Consider the following 18,643-nt stretch of genomic DNA (forward strand, 5'->3'; position numbering starts at 1 on the left):
TTATGCTTAAATAAAAGGTTTATTATGACGCACGCAACTATAGAGCATCAATACTTTGGCATCTTTGCAATGCTTGTTATTGCAAGTGTTATATTTTTTACTTTGGTGTATATTTCTTCTAAAATAGGTTCTAAGCTAGCTTCTCATAATAGAAAAAAACTTGGACTAGGAATTTATGAGTGTGGGCCTATGGCTTCTAAACAAGCAAATAAAATCAATTCTCAATTTTTTGTTTTTGCATTGATTTTTATTTTGCTTGATATTGAAGTGGTGTTTTTATTTCCTTGGGCGGTGATTTTTAAAGATTTAACCGCAGAACTTTCAAAATATGGCTTATCTTTATTCGCCTTAGTGGAAGTGTTTGTTTTTATTTTATTACTTGCAGTAGGCTTTTTATATGCTTATAAAAAAGGAGCATTTGCATGGCAGAGTATCAAAAAATGAGTAATGCGCCAGTTGTTTTAACTACGGTTGATAAGTTAGTGCAATGGGGTAGAAGTAATTCTTTATGGGCACTATCTTATGGACTTGCCTGTTGTGCTATTGAAATGATGGCAGCAGGTGGTGCAAGATATGATTTTGATAGATTTGGAACAATTTTTAGAGCAAGTCCAAGACAATCTGAAGTAATGATTATAGCGGGTACTTTAAGTAAAAAACATGCTGAATTTACAAGAAGACTTTATGATCAAATGCCTGATCCTAAATGGGTTATTTCTATGGGTTCTTGTGCAAATACTGGCGGTATGTTTAATACCTATTCTACTGTCCAAGGAGTGGATAGGATTATTCCTGTTGATATTTATGTGCCAGGCTGTGCCCCGCGTCCTGAAACTTTTCAATTTGCTTTGATGATTTTGCAAAAAAGAATTCGTAAAGAAAAAGCAAGCAGAAAAATAGCTCCAAAAAGGCTTATATGATGAGAAAATATAGCGATAAGAAAAATGCTCAGTTAAAAAATTATTATGAGGATAGATTTTACCATGCACCTGCAACTAAAAAACTAAGCACAGAGGGTAGTGTTTTTGAGAGTGATCATCAAATTTTAAGCCAAGAATTTGAGTTAAAAAATTCTTTTATAGAGCTTGATTTTTGGGTGATTGAGATAAACAAAGATGATAATGTTGCTATTCTTGATAAGCTTAAGAATTTAGGTTATAGCTGTTTTACTGACGCAAGTGCGATTGATTTTGTCGCTCAAAAACAGGGTTTTGAAGTATATTATCAGCTTTTAAATATGGAGAAAAATTTAAGAGTGAGAATAAAAACTTTCGTTGGTTTAAAAGAAAGGCTTCAAAGTGTTATAAGGGTTTTTAAAGGTGCTAATTGGTGTGAGAGAGAAATATATGATATGTTTGGAATTTTCATCATCAATCATCCAAATTTAAAAAGACTTTTAATGCCTGATGATTGGTATGGACATCCTTTTTTAAAAAGCTATCCTTTGCATGGTGATGAATTTGCTAAGTGGTATGAGATAGATAAAATTTTTGGAAAAGAATACCGCGAGGTTGTAGGTGAAGAAAATAGAGATCCAGGTTTTGTAGATGAAAAAGACACGCTAAACTTTAGTAGAATTTATCATGAGGTTGGTAAAGGCGAAGCTCCAAGAGAGGATAAATACCTACAAGAATATCAAGAAGAAGGTGGCGTGCCTTTTGTGAAAAAAGCCAAAAGAACGCAAGTAAAAATTTTAGATAAGAGAAGATAAAATGCAAATTTCTACTAAATTAAAACCTTATTATGAAAATATAAGCTTTGAGCGTGAAGATGGCACCATGATAGTAAATCTTGGCCCTCAACATCCAAGTGCTCATGGAAATTTACGCCTTATTTTAGAGCTTGATGGAGAAGAAATCACCAAGGCTGCTCCTTGTATAGGTTATATGCATCGTGGTATGGAAAAAATGGCTGAAAATATGATCTATCAAGAGTTTATCCCAACTACTGATAGAATGGATTATATCGCAGCTAGTGCAAATAATTATGCCTATGTAGCTGCTGTGGAAAAACTTTGTGGTTTGGAAATTCCACGCAGAGCAAGTGTGATAAGGATGATTTTACTTGAGTTAAACCGTATTGCTTCGCATTTGTTATGGCTTGCTACACATGCACTTGATATTGGCGCGATGACAGTATTTTTATACTGCTTTAGAGAGCGTGAGTATGTGCTTGATCTAATAGAAAAATATTGCGGGGCAAGACTTACGCATTCATCTATGAGAATAGGCGGGGTAATGCTTGATTTACCTGAAGGTTTTTTAGATGAACTTTTGGTATTTTGTAATAAATTTCCAAATGATATAAAAGATTATGAAGCTTTGCTTGATGATAATAGAATTTGGCGTGTAAGAACTGAAAATGTAGGAGTTGTAAGCAAAGAACAAGCGCTAAGTTGGGGTTGTAGTGGGGTTATGCTAAGAGGAAGTGGTATTGCTTATGATGTTAGAAAAGAAGAGCCTTATTTGCTTTATGATGAGGTAGATTTTGGCGTGCCTGTGGCCAAAATGGGTGATTCTTATGCAAGATATAAGGTTTATATGCAAGAATTTAGAGAAAGTTTAAAAATTTTAGTTCAATGTGCTAAGCTTTATCAAGATACTCCGCCTGAAATTTTATGCAATCATCCTGAATATGTAAGCGCTTCAAAAGAGCAAATCATGACGCAAAATTATTCTCTTATGCAACATTTTGTCCTAGTAACCCAAGGTCTAAAACCACCAAAAGGAGAGGTGTATGTGCCAACTGAAAGTCCAAAAGGCGAACTTGGATTTTTTATCCACTCAGATGGTAGCGGTAGACCATATAGATTAAGAGCTAGAACCCCAAGCTTTTTTCATTGTGCATTTTTAGAAGAAATGCTTGTTGGATCATATTTGGCTGATGCAGTGGCAATTTTAGGAAGTATTAATATAGTTTTAGGCGAGATAGATCGATGAGACGCGTGGATTTAAGAAAAAGTCAAGATTTGTTTAAGGATTTAGAGCAAATCATTCAAAATGCCTATATGGGTGAAGTTTTAGTAGTTTTATTTGAAATAGGAGATTTTTCTAATGTAGAAAAAAGTTTTGCTTTCATAAAAGAGCAAAATTGTGAACTTTTAAATTCTTTAAAATTTAATCAAGTAGATTGGACTATAGTTTTTAAAAAGGTAGGACAATGAAATTAGCAAAATATCAAGAAGGCTTAAATGCTTTGTGTTTTGTGGATTTGCTTTCTTTGAAAAATCCTTCACTTTGCGCTAAGCTTAACAAAAGTAAAAATTATAATATTTCTTGTTTAGAGGATAAAAATTTAAAAGCAAACTTTTATAAATGTGAGATTGCAAGTGTGCCTTTTGTGCTTGCTTTGCTTTGTAAGATGAGCTTGGAGACTGAATTTAACGAATTTGATGAGGGGTATTTAAGTGCTGAATCTTGCTTTGGTGAAGAAGAAGCTTTAGAGATTTTAGAGTTTTTAAAAGAAGCAAAATGTATTATTTTTGATGAAAATTTATATCAACATAAAGATTTTGAAAATATTAAGTATTTTTTAGAAAAACTTTGTCATAAATTTAATCTTTTGCTAATTTGCTCTAATGAAAATGAAGAAAATTTGTCAATACAAAATTCTTTTAGTGAGCTTTTAGAACTTGATAATTTTGATGGAACTATTATCATGCAAGCACCTTTAGAGGACAAAAATTTGCATTGCTCTTCTTCTTTTGCTTTAATTGCTAAGGTTAAGGATGGGGATAAAATTAATTTAAAAATAAACACTCAAGAATTTACAACTATAGTAAAAATCAATCATGATTTGAAAGGCACGGTGGCTTTGTTTGATTATGAAAGCGCTGATTTTGCTTTTTCAAAAGCTCAAGTTAAGGTTATAAAATGAAAGTTATCATTAATGGTATAGAATGTGAGGCAAATGAGGGTGAGTATATCTTAAATGTCGCAAGAAAAAATGATATTTTCATTCCCGCAATTTGTTATTTAAATGGTTGTTCTCCAACACTTGCTTGTCGTATGTGTATGGTAGAAGCTGATGGTAAAAAGGTTTATTCTTGTAATACTAAAGTTAAAGAAGGTATGGTAGTAGAAAGTGATTTGCCAAATTTATGGGATGAGCGTAATGCTATCATGCAAGCATATTGCATTAATCATCCTTTGCAATGTGGAGTATGTGATAAATCCGGTGAGTGTGAGCTTCAAAACTTTACACACAAAGCAAGAGTAAATGTGCAAAATTATTGGATTAAAGATACCCATAAAGAGCATAAAAAATGGGGCGAGATTAATTATGATCCAGCTTTATGTATCGTGTGTGAAAGATGTATTACAGTTTGTAAAGATAAAATAGGAGAAAGCGCTTTAAAAACTACTTCAAGAGGAGCAAGCGCGCCCGATGCAAGCTTTAAAGAAAGTATGAGTAAAGATGCGCTAGCTATTTGGACTAAATTTCAAAAGAGTTTAATTGCACCGAGTAGTGGCGATATGCTTGATTGTTCTTTTTGCGGAGAATGTACAAGTGTATGTCCAACGGGAGCTTTGGTGGGTTCGGCTTTTCAATATACATCTAATGCTTGGGAGTTAAAGAAAATTCCAGCTAGTAATCCACATTCAAGTGATTGTGAGTTGATATATTATGATATTAAACAAACTAGTATTAATAATCAAAAAGAAAAAATTTATAGAGTGAGCAATGATTTTGCTTTTGCTACGCTAAATAAAGCTGCAAGATATGGTTTTAATACTCAAAATGAAGTTCAAGGTAAAGACGAAAAAGCTTTTGAAAAATTAGTAAATATGATAAAAAATGATGAAATAAAAAATATTTTATTTAATAGTTTTATTACTAACGAAGAAGCTTTAATCTTGCAAAATTTAAGTAAAAAATTTAATCTTAATCTTATAAATCATGAAGCTAAAAAATTCCAAGATTTCCTAGCTTGTTTTTATCAAAATGCAAATGCAATGTATAATGCAAATACAGACGATATCACTCAAAGTGATTTTTTAATCATCGTAGGTTCATTTTTACGCTATGATGCGCCAACGCTAGGATATAAAGTTAATAACGCTTTGGTAATGAATAAAGGTGCAGGGCTATATTTTCACCCTATAAAAGATAAAGGTGTGGATAAATATTCTAAAAATTTCTTGCAGATTAATCATGATATTAAAGATAATGAAAGTATTTTATTATTTATCTTGCAAAAATTTGCCAAAGAGCTTCCGCAGGATTTTAAAAACACATTAGAAAATGCGTATTATCAAGATACAAAAGAAATAGAAGAAACTATTAATGAAGAAGTTACTGAAAAGATAGAAAAGCAAAATGAAAACGGCGAAACTATTATAGAAGAAGTTAAAAAACTTGTGCCTAAAAAAATTAAAAAAAGCATAGAGGTACAAAGATCAAATTATGCGAAAAATCTTGGCATAGATGAGGATATTTTAGAGACTTTACTCGCAAAAAAGCAAAAATTTACACTTATTATAGGAAGTGATTTTTACTATGATGAGCAAAGTGCCAAGCTAGCAAAACTTTGTGCTTTGGTACAAAAATATACTGAATTTAAAGTCTTTTTAAATCCAACTTGTACTAATACCTTAGGTGTGAGTTTGATTTGTGATTTAAGTCAAGATTTTCAAGTAGGAAAAATATTAGGTTATAACGAAAAAGGCGATTTTGCTTTTTCTTATGATGGGCATTTTGATCTTGCAAGTTCTAGTTTAAATCAACAAGAAGGTAGCTTTGTAAATTATGATAAAAGATTAGTTCCTACAAATGCGGCTTTAGAATTTAAAGGTTATTTTTTAAATGATTTGGCAAATGCCTTAGGTTTTGATGAAGAATTTACGATCAACTATACTAAATTTTTACCACAAAATAAAGGCTTTAGGGTAATTGACTTTGATGAGTTAGAAAATCATTATGATAATGGTGGGGTAAATCATAGAGGTTATGAGCTTGATTTTTCCCATTTTGAGTTTGAAAAAACATTAAGCATTCAAGAAGTTAAAGAGCAAAATGAAGGAAATTTAACCTTATATCATGCAAATAGCATTCATCAGTTTTCAAAACTTAGTAATAGAGCTTTTAATGAGGTTGGAGCTTTATTTTTATCGTCTGATTTAATGCAAAAATTTGATTTAAACCAAGATGATAGTGTTATTTTAAAAAATGAAAAAACTCAAATTGCTATAAGTGTAAAATGTGATGAATCTTTAGAAAATGGTGCGTATTTAGGGGATTATGATAGTAAGATTGATTATAAATCTTTATTTGATAATACTCGATATGTAAAAGTTTGGCTTGAAAAAGCAGGAGCTAAAATATGAGTGATATTACTTTTTTTATTGTAGAAACAATTATAAAATGTGTGCTTGTTATAGCTATTTTTGCTACTTTAGCAGGCTTGGCAACTTATCTTGAAAGAAAGGCTTTGGCTTTATTTCATCGTCGTTTAGGGCCTGATATGGTAGGTCCTTTTGGATTGCTTCAAGTAGTTGCTGATATGATTAAACTTTTTACTAAAGAGGATATAGTGCCAACTTATGCTCAAAAAGTGGTGTTTTTAATCGCTCCATTGATTGCAGCAATTTGTGCTTTTGTAGCAATTGCAGCTATACCTATTTTTCCTGAATTTACTTTATTTGGTAGAGTGATTCGTCCTATTATCGCTGATATTAATGTAGCCTTGCTTTTTGTTGTAGGTATGGGTGGAGTTAGTTTTTATGCGATTTTTTTAGGAGGTTTAGCAAGTAATAATAAATGGTCGCTGCTAGGCGGGGCAAGAGGGCTTGTTTCTATTATCTCTTATGAGAGCGTTGCAGGGCTTTCTTTGGTGTGTGTTGTAATGCTTGTTGGATCTTTGTCTTTAGTAGATATTAATAACTATCAAAGTGATGGCATACTTTCTTGGCTTATTTTTAAACAACCTTTAGCTTTTATTTTATTTGTGATAGCTATTTTTATAGAAACTAATAGAACTCCACTTTGTTTAAGTGAAAACGAAACTGAACTTGTTTCAGGTTATGGCACTGAATATAGCGGACTTAGATGGGGTATGTTTTTTATCGGAGAATATACAGCCATGATTACCGGAGCGATTATGATATCGCTTTTATTTTTGGGTGGATTTAATGATTTTTGGATTATACCAGGGGCTATTATGATGCTTTTGAAAGTGTCTTTTGTGTTCTTTTGGTATTTTTGGGCTAGAGGTGCTTTTCCGCAACTGCGTCCTGATCAAGTAATGAGAATGTGTTATTTGATTTTAATACCTTTAGCGGTTTTAAATTTATTAATTAGTGCTTTAGTGCTTGTGATATAGGAAAAAACAATGAAAAAAGGTTATTTTAAAGTAGATTTTGAGCGTAAAAATCCTCAAAATACTTATGAAAAATTCATACAAGTAATCAAGCGTTCTTTAAATACAGAGCTTTTTGTAGGTTTATTTGTCGTATTAAGAGAAATGTTTAAAAAAAACAATAGCGCAACGATTAAATATCCTATGGAAAAAGTTGCTTTAGATGATAGATATCGTGCAGTTCATCGTTTGATGCGTTTTATTGAAAGTGAAAATGAATGTTGTATTGGTTGTGGCTTGTGTGAAAAAATTTGCATTAGTAATTGTATAAGAATGGAAACGAGTTTAAGCGAAGATGGACGCAAAAAGGTCGAAAATTATAGTATTAATTTAGGGCGTTGTATTTATTGTGGATTTTGCGCTGATGTTTGTCCTGAACTTGCCATTGTGCATGGTAAAGAATATGAAAATGCCGCAGAGCAAAGATCTTATTTTGGTCAAAAGGAAGATTTTTTAACCCCTATCGATGAGCTTAAAAATCAAGTGGTGTTTGAAGGAAGTGGTAGTTTAAGAAAAGATGCTGATGATTTAGTAAAGAAAACTCCAAATTATTATGAGATAGATTTGCAAAGACAGCAAGATGCTCCAAAGGAAGAAAATGTTTGAAACGATAGCTTTTTGTTTATTAAGTGTTTTGGTGTTGGGATTTTTTTTAATTAGTGTTTTAAGCACTAGCGTGCTTTATGCTATCAGTTCTTTGGCTGTGGCTATGGTTTTTTTAAGTGGATTTTATTTTTTACTTAATGCTGAATTTATTGGAGCAATTCAAATAATTGTTTACAGTGGAGCTATTTTAGGTCTTTATAGTTTTGCTATGATGTTTTTTGATGCTTCTATAAAAGTAAAAGAAAGTTTAAAAGGTAAAAGAATCTTCATTTTTGCTGTGATTTTTAGTGCTGTTTTATTAGTTAGTATTATTATGGGATATGAGTTTGGTTTAAATGAAACTAGTGAAGTTTATAGTCTTGATTCTACTCAGCAAATAGGCTTTGCTCTATTTACAAAATATATGCTTGCTTTTGAATTTATGGCAATTTTACTTTTAATAGCTTTAATTTGTGCTATAGCACTTACTCAAAAAAATGTAAAAAAGGACGAACAATGATGTTAGAAAAATACTACATTGTGGCTATTTTGATGTTTATCATTGGTCTAATAGGTATCATAAAACGCCAAAATTTAATTATGCTTTTTATTTCAAGTGAAATTCTATTAAATGCTGCTAATTTGGCTTTAGTTACAGCAGGAGCTTCTCATAAAGACATAGAAGGTCAAATTTTTGCTTTATTTGTAATGGGAGTTGCAGCTTGTGAAGTAGCTGTTGGGATAGCGCTTTGTGTTTTATGGTATAGAAAAACAGGAACACTAGAGCTTAGCTCTTTAGCTGAAAAAGGAGAGATAAAATGCAAAATTTAGCTTTAATTGCACTTTTTTCTCCTTTGGCTTCAGCTGTTATTTTAGGTATTTTTGCTTTTAGTGCTAAGAAAATTATTTTAGGTTATTTAGCTTCTTTATTTATAGCTTTTTCAGCTCTTGCTTCAATTATTTTATTAAATAATGGAGTGCATTTTAATTTTGAACTTGGTACTTGGATATCTTTAGTAGATGTTAGTTTTGGTTTTAAAATAGACTCTATTACTTTGATTATGATGAATGTGGTAAGTATAGTAGCGACTTTTGTGCATTTATATAGTATATTTTATATGGAGCATGATGAAGGGTTTAATCGCTATTTTAGCTATTTGGGACTTTTTGTTTTTTCTATGATGTTTTTGATTATGAGTGATAATTTCTTAGGACTTTTTATAGGTTGGGAAGGTGTTGGACTTTGCTCATGGCTTTTGATAGGTTTTTGGTATCATAATGAAAAATACACTTTTGCTGCTAATGAAGCATTTATCATGAATAGAATTGCAGATTTGGCTTTGCTTTTAGGAATTTTCTTAATTTATATAGAATTTAACTCTTTAAAATATGATGAATTTTTTACCCTTTTATCTTTAGGGCATGAAAATGATGTGATTTTGATTTTAATAGCACTTTTACTTTTTGTAGGTGCTATGGGTAAATCAGCACAATTTCCTTTCCATACTTGGCTTGCTGATGCTATGGCAGGACCTACGCCAGTTTCAGCTCTAATCCATGCTGCTACTATGGTTACTGCGGGAGTTTATTTGGTAATTCGCGCAGGGGAGCTTTATTTACAAGTTCCTGAAGTAGGGTATTTTATCGCTATACTTGGAGCTTTTGTAGCACTTTTTGCTGCTTCTATGGCCATGGTGGCTAAAGATTTAAAAAGAATTATTGCATATTCGACGCTTTCTCAACTTGGGTATATGTTTGTAGCAGCAGGTCTTGGAGCTTATGCAATAGCTTTATTTCATCTTGCAACTCATGCATTTTTTAAATCTTTATTATTCTTAGGTGCGGGTAATGTTATGCATGCTATGAATGATAAGCTTGACATTAGTAAAATGGGTGGACTTTATAAAAGTATGCGTTTTAGTGCTATTTTAATGCTTATAGGTTCTTTAGCTTTAGCAGGAATTTATCCTTTTGCAGGATTTTTCTCTAAAGATTTAATTTTAGGATTTTCTTTTATAAGCCATCATCATGGAATTTTTTTAGTACTTTTAATAGCAGCTTTTATGACAGCTTTTTATAGCTTTAGACTTTTAATGCTTGTATTTTTTACTCCAAAAAGACATGAAGAACATCCCCATGAAGCTAGTAAAATAGCTTTGCTTGCGATGAGTCCTTTGGCTTTACTTGCTATTATAGCAGGATTTTTTGAGCATAGCTTTATGGATTTTGTAAGTAAAAATTTAGCTTTTATTGATGGTCAAAATTCTTTAGTTATGATACTTGCAAGTGTTTCTGCGGTACTTGGAGTGCTTTTAGCTATCATAGCTTATTGGAAAAATTGGTTTAAACCATCACTTTCTAAAACAAGTATTTACAAACTTTTGTTTAATGAATACTACATACCAAAATTTTATCATCAATTTATTGTTAGTAAGTATGCTTTATTTTGTGAATTTTTAAGAAAAGCTGATAAAGAAATTTTAGATGCTTTGGTAGATAGTATTGCATTTTTCCTTAAAACATTTGCTAGGGTTCTTAGTATGGGTAAGGATTATTCTTTGGCTTTAAGAATTGTAGTTTTGGCTTTTGTGTGTTTATTTTGTTTAGCTTTGGCGGTGTAATATGCTCGGTTTATTAATGTTATTTCCATTTTTTGCGGCTTTTATAGCTTTATTTTTACAAAAAGAAGATAGCAAGTCCTTTGCTGTTTTAGTTAGTTTTTTGATTTTAGTTTTTAATGTTTTTTTGTTATTTAACTACGATGGTGGCATGGCTTATGAATTTAGTTTAAATTCTTTGATAGTTAATTTTCACATAGGTGTAGATGCTATAGCGCTTTATTTAATATTACTTTGTTCTATTATGATTTTTTTATCTTTTATATGTTTGGATATTCAAGATAAAAGTGTTGTAATAAGTATATTTTTATTACAATTTTGCATTGTAGGACTTTTTGCTTCATTGGATGCTTTATTGTTTTATGTATTTTGGGAGTTTTCTCTTATACCGCTTATTTATTTAATAGGTAGATATTCAGATAATTATAAGGCAGGGATTAAATTTTTCATTTATGCATTTTGCGGTTCTATGCTTATGCTTTTAGCTATTATTTATGTGGGATTTTTGTATTATCAAAGTTTTGGATATTGGAGTTTTGATTTGTTAGCTTGGTATAAGAGTGAATTTTTTATACCTGAGAATGCACAAAATCTAATATTTGTAGGATTTTTTATTGCTTTTGCGATTAAAAGTCCTTTATTTCCTTTTCATACTTGGGCTCCAAAGGTTTATACCAAAAGTCCGACTTTAGTATCTGTAATGCTTGTAAGCTTTAAAATGGCACCTTTTGGGTTTTTAAGATTTATTTTGCCTTTAGCGCCTGATACTTTGAATCATTATTATTCTTTACTTGCTATTTTATGTATAGTTGGAATTTTATATGCAGCCTTAATTGCTTTTAAAGCCAAGGATTTAAAAGAATTAATTGCTTATAGCTCAATTTCGCATTTGGGTGTGGTAATTTTAGGTATCGTAACTTTTACTTATAATGGGGTTAGTGGTTCTGTATTTTATATGTTTGCACATGGTATAGTAACAGGTGGCTTATTTTTAGCCGCTTATATGCTTTACAAAAGATATCATACTTTTGATTTAGACTTTTATAAAAATTTAGCTAAAACAGCCCCATTATTTAGCTTTTTCTTTGCAGTATTGTTGTTTTCATCTATTTCATTGCCTTTGACTATTTCCTTTGTAGGTGAGTTTTTGATCTTGCAAGGTGTGGCAAGTGTAAATTTATGGTATGCATTATTTGCAGGCGGTGTAATCGTTTTAGGAGCTATTTATATGCTAAATATTTATAGAAATATGTTTTTTGCTACTTGTGAAGAAGAAGTGTGCAGTAAATTTACGCTTAAAAAAGGTGAAATTTTTGTTTTAAGTATTTTAAGTGCATTAGTGATTTATTTAGGGGTAGCTCCAAGTGCTATGCTAGATCAAATTGCTTCTAATGTAAATAGTATTCTTGAAGTTATGCAAACAAGAAATATCGCCATAGAAAATCAAAAAATCATAGATAGTATAAGAGGTTTTTAATGAGTGGTTTTAGTTTAGAAAAATTAAATTTTGTATTATTATTTCCTGTGTTGTCATTGCTTTTTTGGGCTATTGCATTACTTTTATTGAGTGCATTTAAAAAACTTTCTAGAAATTTTTATATAGGAGCAAGTGTTATAGCTTTGCTTAGCACTTTGTGTTTTTTATTGCTTTATAATGGTTTTGTTTTAGATAATTCTCATGCTTTTTTTGGTTTATTTGTAAGCGATAATTATGCAATTTTTGCGCAAATAATTATTTTGTTTTTTTCTATGCTTTATTTGCTTATAGACAAAGATGAACAAAGAGCAGAATTTTTTTCTTTATTTTTGTTTATGGTTGCTTCCTTAATATTAATGGTTTCAAGTACTAATTTAATTGTGATTTTCCTAGCTTTAGAAGGATCTTCTTTAGCTCTTTATACATTAATAGCATTAAGAGGAACTCATAATGCTATTAGTTCTAGCATAAAATATTTTGCCTTAGCTGCAGTAGGGGCTGGATTTTTTGTTTTTGCTTGTGCTTTTGTGTATTTAAAAACAAAGTCTTTGGATTTGGATAATTTATTGCATTCTGAATATATTTCAGATCCTATATTATTATGTGCTGGAGTAATGTTTTTGGTTATTGTTGGAGTAAAACTTTCTATCGCTCCTTTTCATTTTTGGCTAAAAGATGTATATTGTGGAGTTCATACAAATTTTATAGCTTTCATATCTATTGTTCCAAAAATTGCTATGATAATAGTAGTTTTAAGAATTTTTTCTGCTTTAGGCGGTGGAGTAAAATTTGAATACATAGTCGCATCGTTAGCAATTTTTTCTATGCTTGCTGTAAGCATAGTAGCTTTAATTCAAAAAGATGCAAAAAAAATGCTTGCATATAGCTCTATTACTCATTCTTCTTTTATATTGGCTGTTATTGTTTCTAGTATGAGTGTGAGTTCTCAAGGAGATGGAACTTCTTACCTGCTTTCAATTTTTGCCTTGTTCGTTTATTGGGTTTCTTTTGCTTTTGCAAACTATGGAATTTTTTTAATCTTAAGTTTATTTCAAAAAAGCTCATTTGAAAGTTTTTCTGGCTTATTTGATCAAAGACCCGTATTATCTATAATATTAGCTATGTTTATTTTATGTATAGCAGGAATTCCACCTTTTGGGATTTTTTGGGGTAAAATTTTAATTTTAGCTTCTATTTTAAATTCGGGCTATTATGTGCTTATATTTGCTATAGCTTTAAGTTCCATGATCATGCTTTATGCTTATTTGAAAATTTTAATTTATATCTTTTTTAAAAAAAGTCAATCTATAAAGAGTATAAATTTAGATATTAAGCAAAAGATTATTTTAAGTTTATGTTTTATCGGAAGCTTATCATGTGCGTTTTTGCTTTTGTGAAATAATATTGCTATAATCACGCTCATGATAAGGATTTTATTTTTATTATTATTAAGCATAAATTATATATTTTCTTTTGAGGTTATTGTTAATAAAGGGGAAGAACAAAATCGTCCCTTTACACTTTTGCATTTAAAAGATAATAAAGATTTTACTTGCAAGAGTATTTTTGAATTTGAAAAAACTCATTTTGAGTGCAATGTTTTGGGCGTTAGTAATATGCAATTTCAAAATAAAGAATTTGATGATTTTACAATTTATTTTGAAAAACACCAAACTTTTTTGACAATTAAAATATATCCTAAAATTTTAGCTAAAATGTTTAATTATTCTCAAGATATTTTTAATGCTAAAGAAATTCAAAGTCAAAATGGAGATACTTCTAAACATTTTGTGTTTATTTTTACTAAGGATTTAAGGTATTATAAACCTAGCGATGGACTTGATTTTGATATTTATTTTGATGATGCATTAATGCCTTATATTGGAGCATTGGATTTAAATTCTAATCCTATGGAAACTTCAAAAAGTGCAGATTTTAATGCATATTTTAATATCAAACAAGAATATGAAGCCAAAAAATACGATCAAGTTTTACGAGATGCTGTTAATGCTATTAAGCGTTATCAAGGTAGTGTATTTATGAATGAATTTGAGCTTTATAAATTAAGAGCGCAAAATAAGCTTTACACTTATGAGCTTGATAAAGATCAGCAAATTTTAGAGCAAATGCTAGATGATGCTAAAAGATGGGTGAGAACTTATATTAATGATAAAGATTATACGGAAGTAATGTATATCATGATGAGAGTTTATATGGGCTTATCTCAAAGATCTAATGTCGATTATATTATTGATACTTTAAGTACTGAGCATAAAGACGATAAATATACCATAATAGCTTTACTTGATTATGCAGATTATTTATATCATTTGGGTAAAAAAAATATAGCAAATAATATTTATCAAGATGTATATTATTCTACTCCGAATGCAGATTTAGCTAGTAGAGCTGCTTTATTTTTGTCTAAAAATTATTTAGAAGCGCAAAATACAAAAGAAGCCAAGGAGTTAGCAAGTAAAATTTTAGAATCAAATCCTGAATTTTTTATGAGTGATTTAGAAAATTCTTTATCTTTAGCTAAGGCTTTTAGTAATCATAGAATTTATGATTTAAGTTCTAAAATTTATGAGTATATTTTTACGCATTTGACTAAAGTCGATAAAGAATATGAAAGAGTATTAAAAGATCTTTCTTTGGCTTTGTTGAATGCAAATGAACATACTAAAGCTCAAAAGTATTTAGATCTTTACACAGAAGATTTTCCTTTGGGTGAATATGTGAGTTTAATAAAAGAAGCTCAAGATAAAAATTTCTTATATTTAAAAGATAATAATGCAAGTTTTTTACATCAAAGATATGAAGAGATCATGCAAAAGTATGCTGGAGAAATTTCTAGTATGGCTTTATTTGATAATGTGAGATTATATTTTCAAGAAAAAAATTATGAAAAAGTTGTAAGTTATCAAAAAGACATAGAAAAATATTCCAACAAAGAAATCAAAAATCTTTTAGAACAAGCTGCTATTTTAGTTTTAGAACAAAATTTAAAAAATGATGAGTGCTTAGCTGCTGTTAAAGTATATGATGATTTTAAGGTCTATGATGTGGGAAATAAAATACAAAATAAAAAACAAATGCTTGAATGCTTTAAGCGTACTACTCGTATAGAAGAAGCTAAAAAATATATAGTGGAAAATGAAAATGATGATATTATTTTTTATAAACTCCAAAGTGCAGATTTAGCGCTTAAAGATAAGCGTTATCGTTTTGTTGTAAAAACAATTAATGATATTTTAAATACAAGAACTATTATTAGCGATGATGAAAAATTTGAAGCAAATTATATTAAATTTTTTGCTGAACTTAAATTGCAAGATTATAATGCTATGATAAGAACTTTGCAAAAACTAGAGCAATTTCCTATGAATTATCGTATGGTGGAATTATATTATGAGTTTTTGCGTTATTGTGAAAAAAATAATTTTCTAACAAGTATTTTAACTTATGCTCCAAAGGCTATTGATTATCAAAATTTAAAAGGAGTAAATCTTTTTAGTCCGGATTTAGAATTTATCTATATCAAAGCTTTAAAACAAAACAATCAAGCTCAACAAGCCTTAACTTTGTTTAAAGATTTGCTTGCTAATCCTTTAAAAGATGATGAGCGCGCAAGAGCTTTTTATATGCAAAGTAATATTTATGAAGATTTAAAAGATATGCAAAATCAAAAGCAAAGTTTGCAAAATTGTATAGATATTAACACAACAAGCAATTGGCAAAATTTATGTAAAGATAAATTAAATGTCTTAAACACTCAGCCTTGATGTTTTTTTAAACTATAAGCTTTTAAATTTTCATAAGCGTTTTGAAAATCTAAAATTTCTTTGTTGAATTTTTTATTAAAAGTTCTTTGTCTTTTGGCAAGTTGTCTTGTGTGAATGATGATGAGTTCTTCAAGCTCGTTTAAATTTATTTTTTTATCTAAAAAATCTTTACATTCTTTTAAGCCTATGGAATTTAGTGCTTTTAAATGATGATCGTAGTTACTATATAGCATTTTAGCTTCATCTATTAAACCCTCATCAAGCATATTTTTAGTGCGTTTAATAATGCGTTTTTCCAAAAGATCTTTTTGCCAAGAAATTTCAAAAATATCAAGTTTTTTAATTAAAGCTTCTTGTTTTGTTTCTTTTAAAACTTCGCTTGGGATTTTATTAGTTTGCTCATAAATTCCAAGCCATTTTTTTAAGCGATAGGTGTCGTTTTTTTCTATTTTGGTATGTGGATCAATTTTTATCATTAAATGATAAATTTCATCATTACTTAGCGTGTTTTGACTTTCTTTGAAATTTTCACTCAAGCCATCCATTAAAGCTTTTAAATAAAAACTAGTTCCACCTGTGATGATAAGCATTTGATTGTTTTTTTGAGCAAAGGCTTTTGCTTTTTTGTATTCTTCAAAAAACAAAGCGATATTAAAATGCTCATTAACATTTAATAAATTTATTCCAAAATAATCAAGCTCATCTAAGGTTTTTTGCTCTGTTTTGGCTGAAGCGATGTTGATTTGTTTATACACGCAAAGACTATCAAGGCTTAAAATACTTGCATTAAATTCATAAGCTAGTTTGTTAGCAAGTTCTGTTTTGCCACTTGCAGTAGTTCCAATGAGTGCAAATTCAAAAAACATCGTAAAAATATCCTAAATTTAAAATTATTTTAGTAAAATCATAACAAAAATATATTATAAAGAGAAAAAATGCCTTTATTAAAAGAAAAATTAAAAGATATTTTGGATTTGATTGTTTTTAAGCATTCTATTTTTGCTTTACCATTTTTGTTTGTTTCGATGATTGTAGCTTCTGTTATTTTAAATGATAGCACTTGGTTTGGTTTTAAAGCTTTGTTTTTGGGTGTTATTTGCGCGGTAAGTGCAAGAAATTTTGCAATGGCAATCAATCGTTTGATGGATGAGGACATTGATAAAAACAACCCAAGATGTGCAAATAGACCTAATATCGATGGTCGTATAGGTAAAACTAGCATTTTACTTTTTATTATTTTAAATGCTATTATTTTTGTTTTGGCAAGTTATTTTATCAACAAACTAGCCTTTGCTCTTTCTTTGCCGGTATTGTTTATTTTAGCTATTTATTCAGCCTTTAAAAGATTTTCATCCCTAGCGCATTTAGTATTAGGATTTTGCTTAGGACTTGCTCCTATTGCAGGCAGTATTGTGGTTTTGGGAAGTATTGAAATTTATAGTGTTATTTTGTGTTTGGGTGTTACTTTTTGGACAGCTGGTTTTGATTTACTTTATGCTTTGCAAGATATGGAGTATGATAAAAAGACAGGCTTGCACTCTATACCTGCTAAATTTGGGCTTGAAGCGACCTTGTTTATCTCAGCATTTTGTCATGTTTTAGCAGTGCTTTTTTGGTTTTTATTTGTTTGGGTAGCTCCAACAGGAAATATTGCATTTTTAGGTGTGATTGTTAGTGCTGTTATTTTATTTTTTGAGCACCGCATTGTTAGAAAGAATTTTGCAAAAATTGACAAAGCATTTTTTACTTTAAATGGGTATTTAAGTATAGTCTTTTTTATTTTTATATGGGTTGATCTTTTATGGAGATGAAATTTTTTAAAAGCTCTTTGGAATTAGAATTTGAAGAGAGCAAAGAAAGATATGAAGAGTTTTTGCAAGAATATGTTTCAAGTAATAATTATGTCAATTTAAGCAAATGGAAAAAGCTTGCTTCAAGGGTAGAATTTAGCGAGGGTGAGCAGTTGATTTTTGATTTGCTTATGGATTTAAAGCAAGAATTGTATTTGATAAAAAATGATATTAATAAAACAAAATTATTTGTTAATTTAAAATATAAATCTTTTGTGATTGGGGTAAATTTTACACATATTCAATTTAAAGATAGGTGTTTAATGCAAGATGAAGATTATTATGCTAGATTTAATTTAAATGGTCAAAAAATTAGTATTTTTTTTAAAGCATTAAATGAGAATGAAGCAAAAATCACGCAAATAAAAGCAGAAGATGAGCTTGTGTATGATAATTTTGTAGCAAATATGCAAAGAGCAATGATTAAAATTTTAAAGGAGCAAGAAAATGGATAGTGATTTATTATTGTGGCTAGTTGTAGCTTTATTAATTTTTGCTATGTTTGCTTATATGATGATTAAAGAAAAAGAAAGTATTGTTAAGATTAATGAGCTTGGTAAAATGATAGAAGATTTAAATAAACAATATCATTATTTAAAAAAAGAAAGTTTAGATGAGCAAGAGCAAGAAAAAGAAGAAATAGACACTGAAGCCATAAGAGAAGAATTAAAAGAAGAGCTTTTGCAGGTGCTAGAACAAAAAATCAATCAAAATATTATTCCTATTTTAAGTGCTTTAAAAGAAGTGGAAGAAGTAATTGAAGAATTTCAAAGTGAGCAAAAAAATCGTTTATTAAATTTAGAACAAAAAACTCAAAGTATTACAAAATTAAGCCCAAGCTATGATAATGAAGAGCAAAAAGTTATAGAACTTTTTAATCAAAAAAAATCCATAGAGCAAATTGCCAAAGATTTGCGTATAGGTATGGGCAGGGTTGAGCTTATTTTAAAATTTAATAAATTATTATAAAG

General features: G+C 29.6%; 19 protein-coding genes. 18 read left to right on the forward strand and 1 reads right to left on the reverse strand.

Annotation, left to right across the window (positions count from 1 at the left end; translation table 11 throughout):
- Positions 1–24 precede the first annotated feature (24 nt).
- From L8U04_RS00870 to L8U04_RS00940, 15 genes are read left to right on the forward strand one after another with little or no spacing between them, the layout of a single operon-like run.
- Positions 25–444: an NAD(P)H-quinone oxidoreductase subunit 3 gene (locus L8U04_RS00870; RefSeq protein ID WP_220566531.1), complete on the forward strand. Its 420-nt coding sequence runs from the start codon at positions 25–27 to the stop codon at positions 442–444.
- On the forward strand, positions 423–920 hold the full coding sequence (locus L8U04_RS00875) for a NuoB/complex I 20 kDa subunit family protein (protein ID WP_039619352.1): 498 nt from the start codon (positions 423–425) through the stop codon (positions 918–920). Before L8U04_RS00870 ends, L8U04_RS00875 begins: the two co-directional genes overlap by 22 nt.
- Positions 920–1,711: an NADH-quinone oxidoreductase subunit C gene (locus L8U04_RS00880; protein ID WP_263672685.1), complete on the forward strand. Its 792-nt coding sequence runs from the start codon at positions 920–922 to the stop codon at positions 1,709–1,711. The genes L8U04_RS00875 and L8U04_RS00880 overlap by 1 nt, the downstream gene beginning before the upstream one ends.
- Before the next feature lies 1 nt (position 1,712).
- Complete coding sequence (nuoD, locus tag L8U04_RS00885; RefSeq protein ID WP_263672684.1) at positions 1,713–2,939, forward strand: NADH dehydrogenase (quinone) subunit D; 1,227 nt, start codon at positions 1,713–1,715, stop codon at positions 2,937–2,939.
- Entirely contained in the window at positions 2,936–3,163 is a 228-nt protein-coding gene (locus L8U04_RS00890) for an NADH-ubiquinone oxidoreductase subunit E family protein (RefSeq protein ID WP_039642382.1), read from the forward strand. Before nuoD ends, L8U04_RS00890 begins: the two co-directional genes overlap by 4 nt.
- Positions 3,160–3,876 carry a hypothetical protein gene (locus tag L8U04_RS00895; protein WP_263672683.1) on the forward strand — a complete coding sequence of 239 codons (717 nt, stop codon included), beginning with the start codon at positions 3,160–3,162 and terminating at the stop codon, positions 3,874–3,876. The genes L8U04_RS00890 and L8U04_RS00895 overlap by 4 nt, the downstream gene beginning before the upstream one ends.
- Positions 3,873–6,326: an NADH-quinone oxidoreductase subunit G gene (locus tag L8U04_RS00900; protein WP_263709207.1), complete on the forward strand. Its 2,454-nt coding sequence runs from the start codon at positions 3,873–3,875 to the stop codon at positions 6,324–6,326. Before L8U04_RS00895 ends, L8U04_RS00900 begins: the two co-directional genes overlap by 4 nt.
- Positions 6,323–7,321 carry an NADH-quinone oxidoreductase subunit NuoH gene (nuoH, locus tag L8U04_RS00905; RefSeq protein ID WP_133319476.1) on the forward strand — a complete coding sequence of 333 codons (999 nt, stop codon included), beginning with the start codon at positions 6,323–6,325 and terminating at the stop codon, positions 7,319–7,321. Before L8U04_RS00900 ends, nuoH begins: the two co-directional genes overlap by 4 nt.
- Positions 7,322–7,330: 9 nt before the next feature.
- The gene (nuoI, locus tag L8U04_RS00910; protein WP_133319477.1) at positions 7,331–7,963 is read left to right on the forward strand and encodes an NADH-quinone oxidoreductase subunit NuoI; all 633 of its coding nucleotides are present in this window, start codon (positions 7,331–7,333) and stop codon (positions 7,961–7,963) included.
- A complete protein-coding gene (locus tag L8U04_RS00915) occupies positions 7,956–8,462 on the forward strand; it encodes an NADH-quinone oxidoreductase subunit J (RefSeq protein ID WP_263662753.1) in 507 nt (168 codons plus the stop codon). Before nuoI ends, L8U04_RS00915 begins: the two co-directional genes overlap by 8 nt.
- Positions 8,462–8,773: an NADH-quinone oxidoreductase subunit NuoK gene (gene nuoK, locus L8U04_RS00920; RefSeq protein ID WP_087699810.1), complete on the forward strand. Its 312-nt coding sequence runs from the start codon at positions 8,462–8,464 to the stop codon at positions 8,771–8,773. Before L8U04_RS00915 ends, nuoK begins: the two co-directional genes overlap by 1 nt.
- Positions 8,761–10,563 (forward strand): NADH-quinone oxidoreductase subunit L, encoded by a 1,803-nt coding sequence (gene nuoL, locus L8U04_RS00925; protein WP_263662754.1) that lies wholly within the window; start codon positions 8,761–8,763, stop codon positions 10,561–10,563. The genes nuoK and nuoL overlap by 13 nt, the downstream gene beginning before the upstream one ends.
- 1 nt (position 10,564) lies before the next feature.
- Positions 10,565–12,037: a complex I subunit 4 family protein gene (locus tag L8U04_RS00930; RefSeq protein ID WP_220566536.1), complete on the forward strand. Its 1,473-nt coding sequence runs from the start codon at positions 10,565–10,567 to the stop codon at positions 12,035–12,037.
- Entirely contained in the window at positions 12,037–13,434 is a 1,398-nt protein-coding gene (locus tag L8U04_RS00935; protein ID WP_263662756.1) for an NADH-quinone oxidoreductase subunit N, read from the forward strand. The genes L8U04_RS00930 and L8U04_RS00935 overlap by 1 nt, the downstream gene beginning before the upstream one ends.
- 24 nt (positions 13,435–13,458) lie before the next feature.
- Positions 13,459–15,822: a tetratricopeptide repeat protein gene (locus L8U04_RS00940; RefSeq protein ID WP_263662757.1), complete on the forward strand. Its 2,364-nt coding sequence runs from the start codon at positions 13,459–13,461 to the stop codon at positions 15,820–15,822.
- Here L8U04_RS00940 and miaA read toward each other — a convergent pair.
- On the reverse strand, positions 15,813–16,688 hold the full coding sequence (gene miaA / locus L8U04_RS00945) for a tRNA (adenosine(37)-N6)-dimethylallyltransferase MiaA (RefSeq protein WP_263709208.1): 876 nt from the start codon (positions 16,686–16,688) through the stop codon (positions 15,813–15,815). The genes L8U04_RS00940 and miaA overlap by 10 nt on opposite strands.
- Before the next feature lie 69 nt (positions 16,689–16,757).
- Here miaA and mqnP point away from each other — a divergent pair, with 69 nt between their 5' ends.
- From mqnP to L8U04_RS00960, 3 genes are read left to right on the forward strand one after another with little or no spacing between them, the layout of a single operon-like run.
- On the forward strand, positions 16,758–17,633 hold the full coding sequence (gene mqnP / locus L8U04_RS00950; protein ID WP_263660452.1) for a menaquinone biosynthesis prenyltransferase MqnP: 876 nt from the start codon (positions 16,758–16,760) through the stop codon (positions 17,631–17,633).
- On the forward strand, positions 17,630–18,127 hold the full coding sequence (locus L8U04_RS00955; RefSeq protein ID WP_263659526.1) for a hypothetical protein: 498 nt from the start codon (positions 17,630–17,632) through the stop codon (positions 18,125–18,127). The genes mqnP and L8U04_RS00955 overlap by 4 nt, the downstream gene beginning before the upstream one ends.
- Positions 18,120–18,641, forward strand: a complete 522-nt coding sequence (locus L8U04_RS00960; protein ID WP_133319486.1) for a DUF6115 domain-containing protein — start codon at positions 18,120–18,122, stop codon at positions 18,639–18,641. Before L8U04_RS00955 ends, L8U04_RS00960 begins: the two co-directional genes overlap by 8 nt.
- Positions 18,642–18,643: the final 2 nt, after the last annotated feature.

It is taken from the genome of Campylobacter sp. IFREMER_LSEM_CL908 (assembly GCF_025771545.1).
Taxonomy (GTDB): domain Bacteria; phylum Campylobacterota; class Campylobacteria; order Campylobacterales; family Campylobacteraceae; genus Campylobacter_D; species Campylobacter_D lari_D.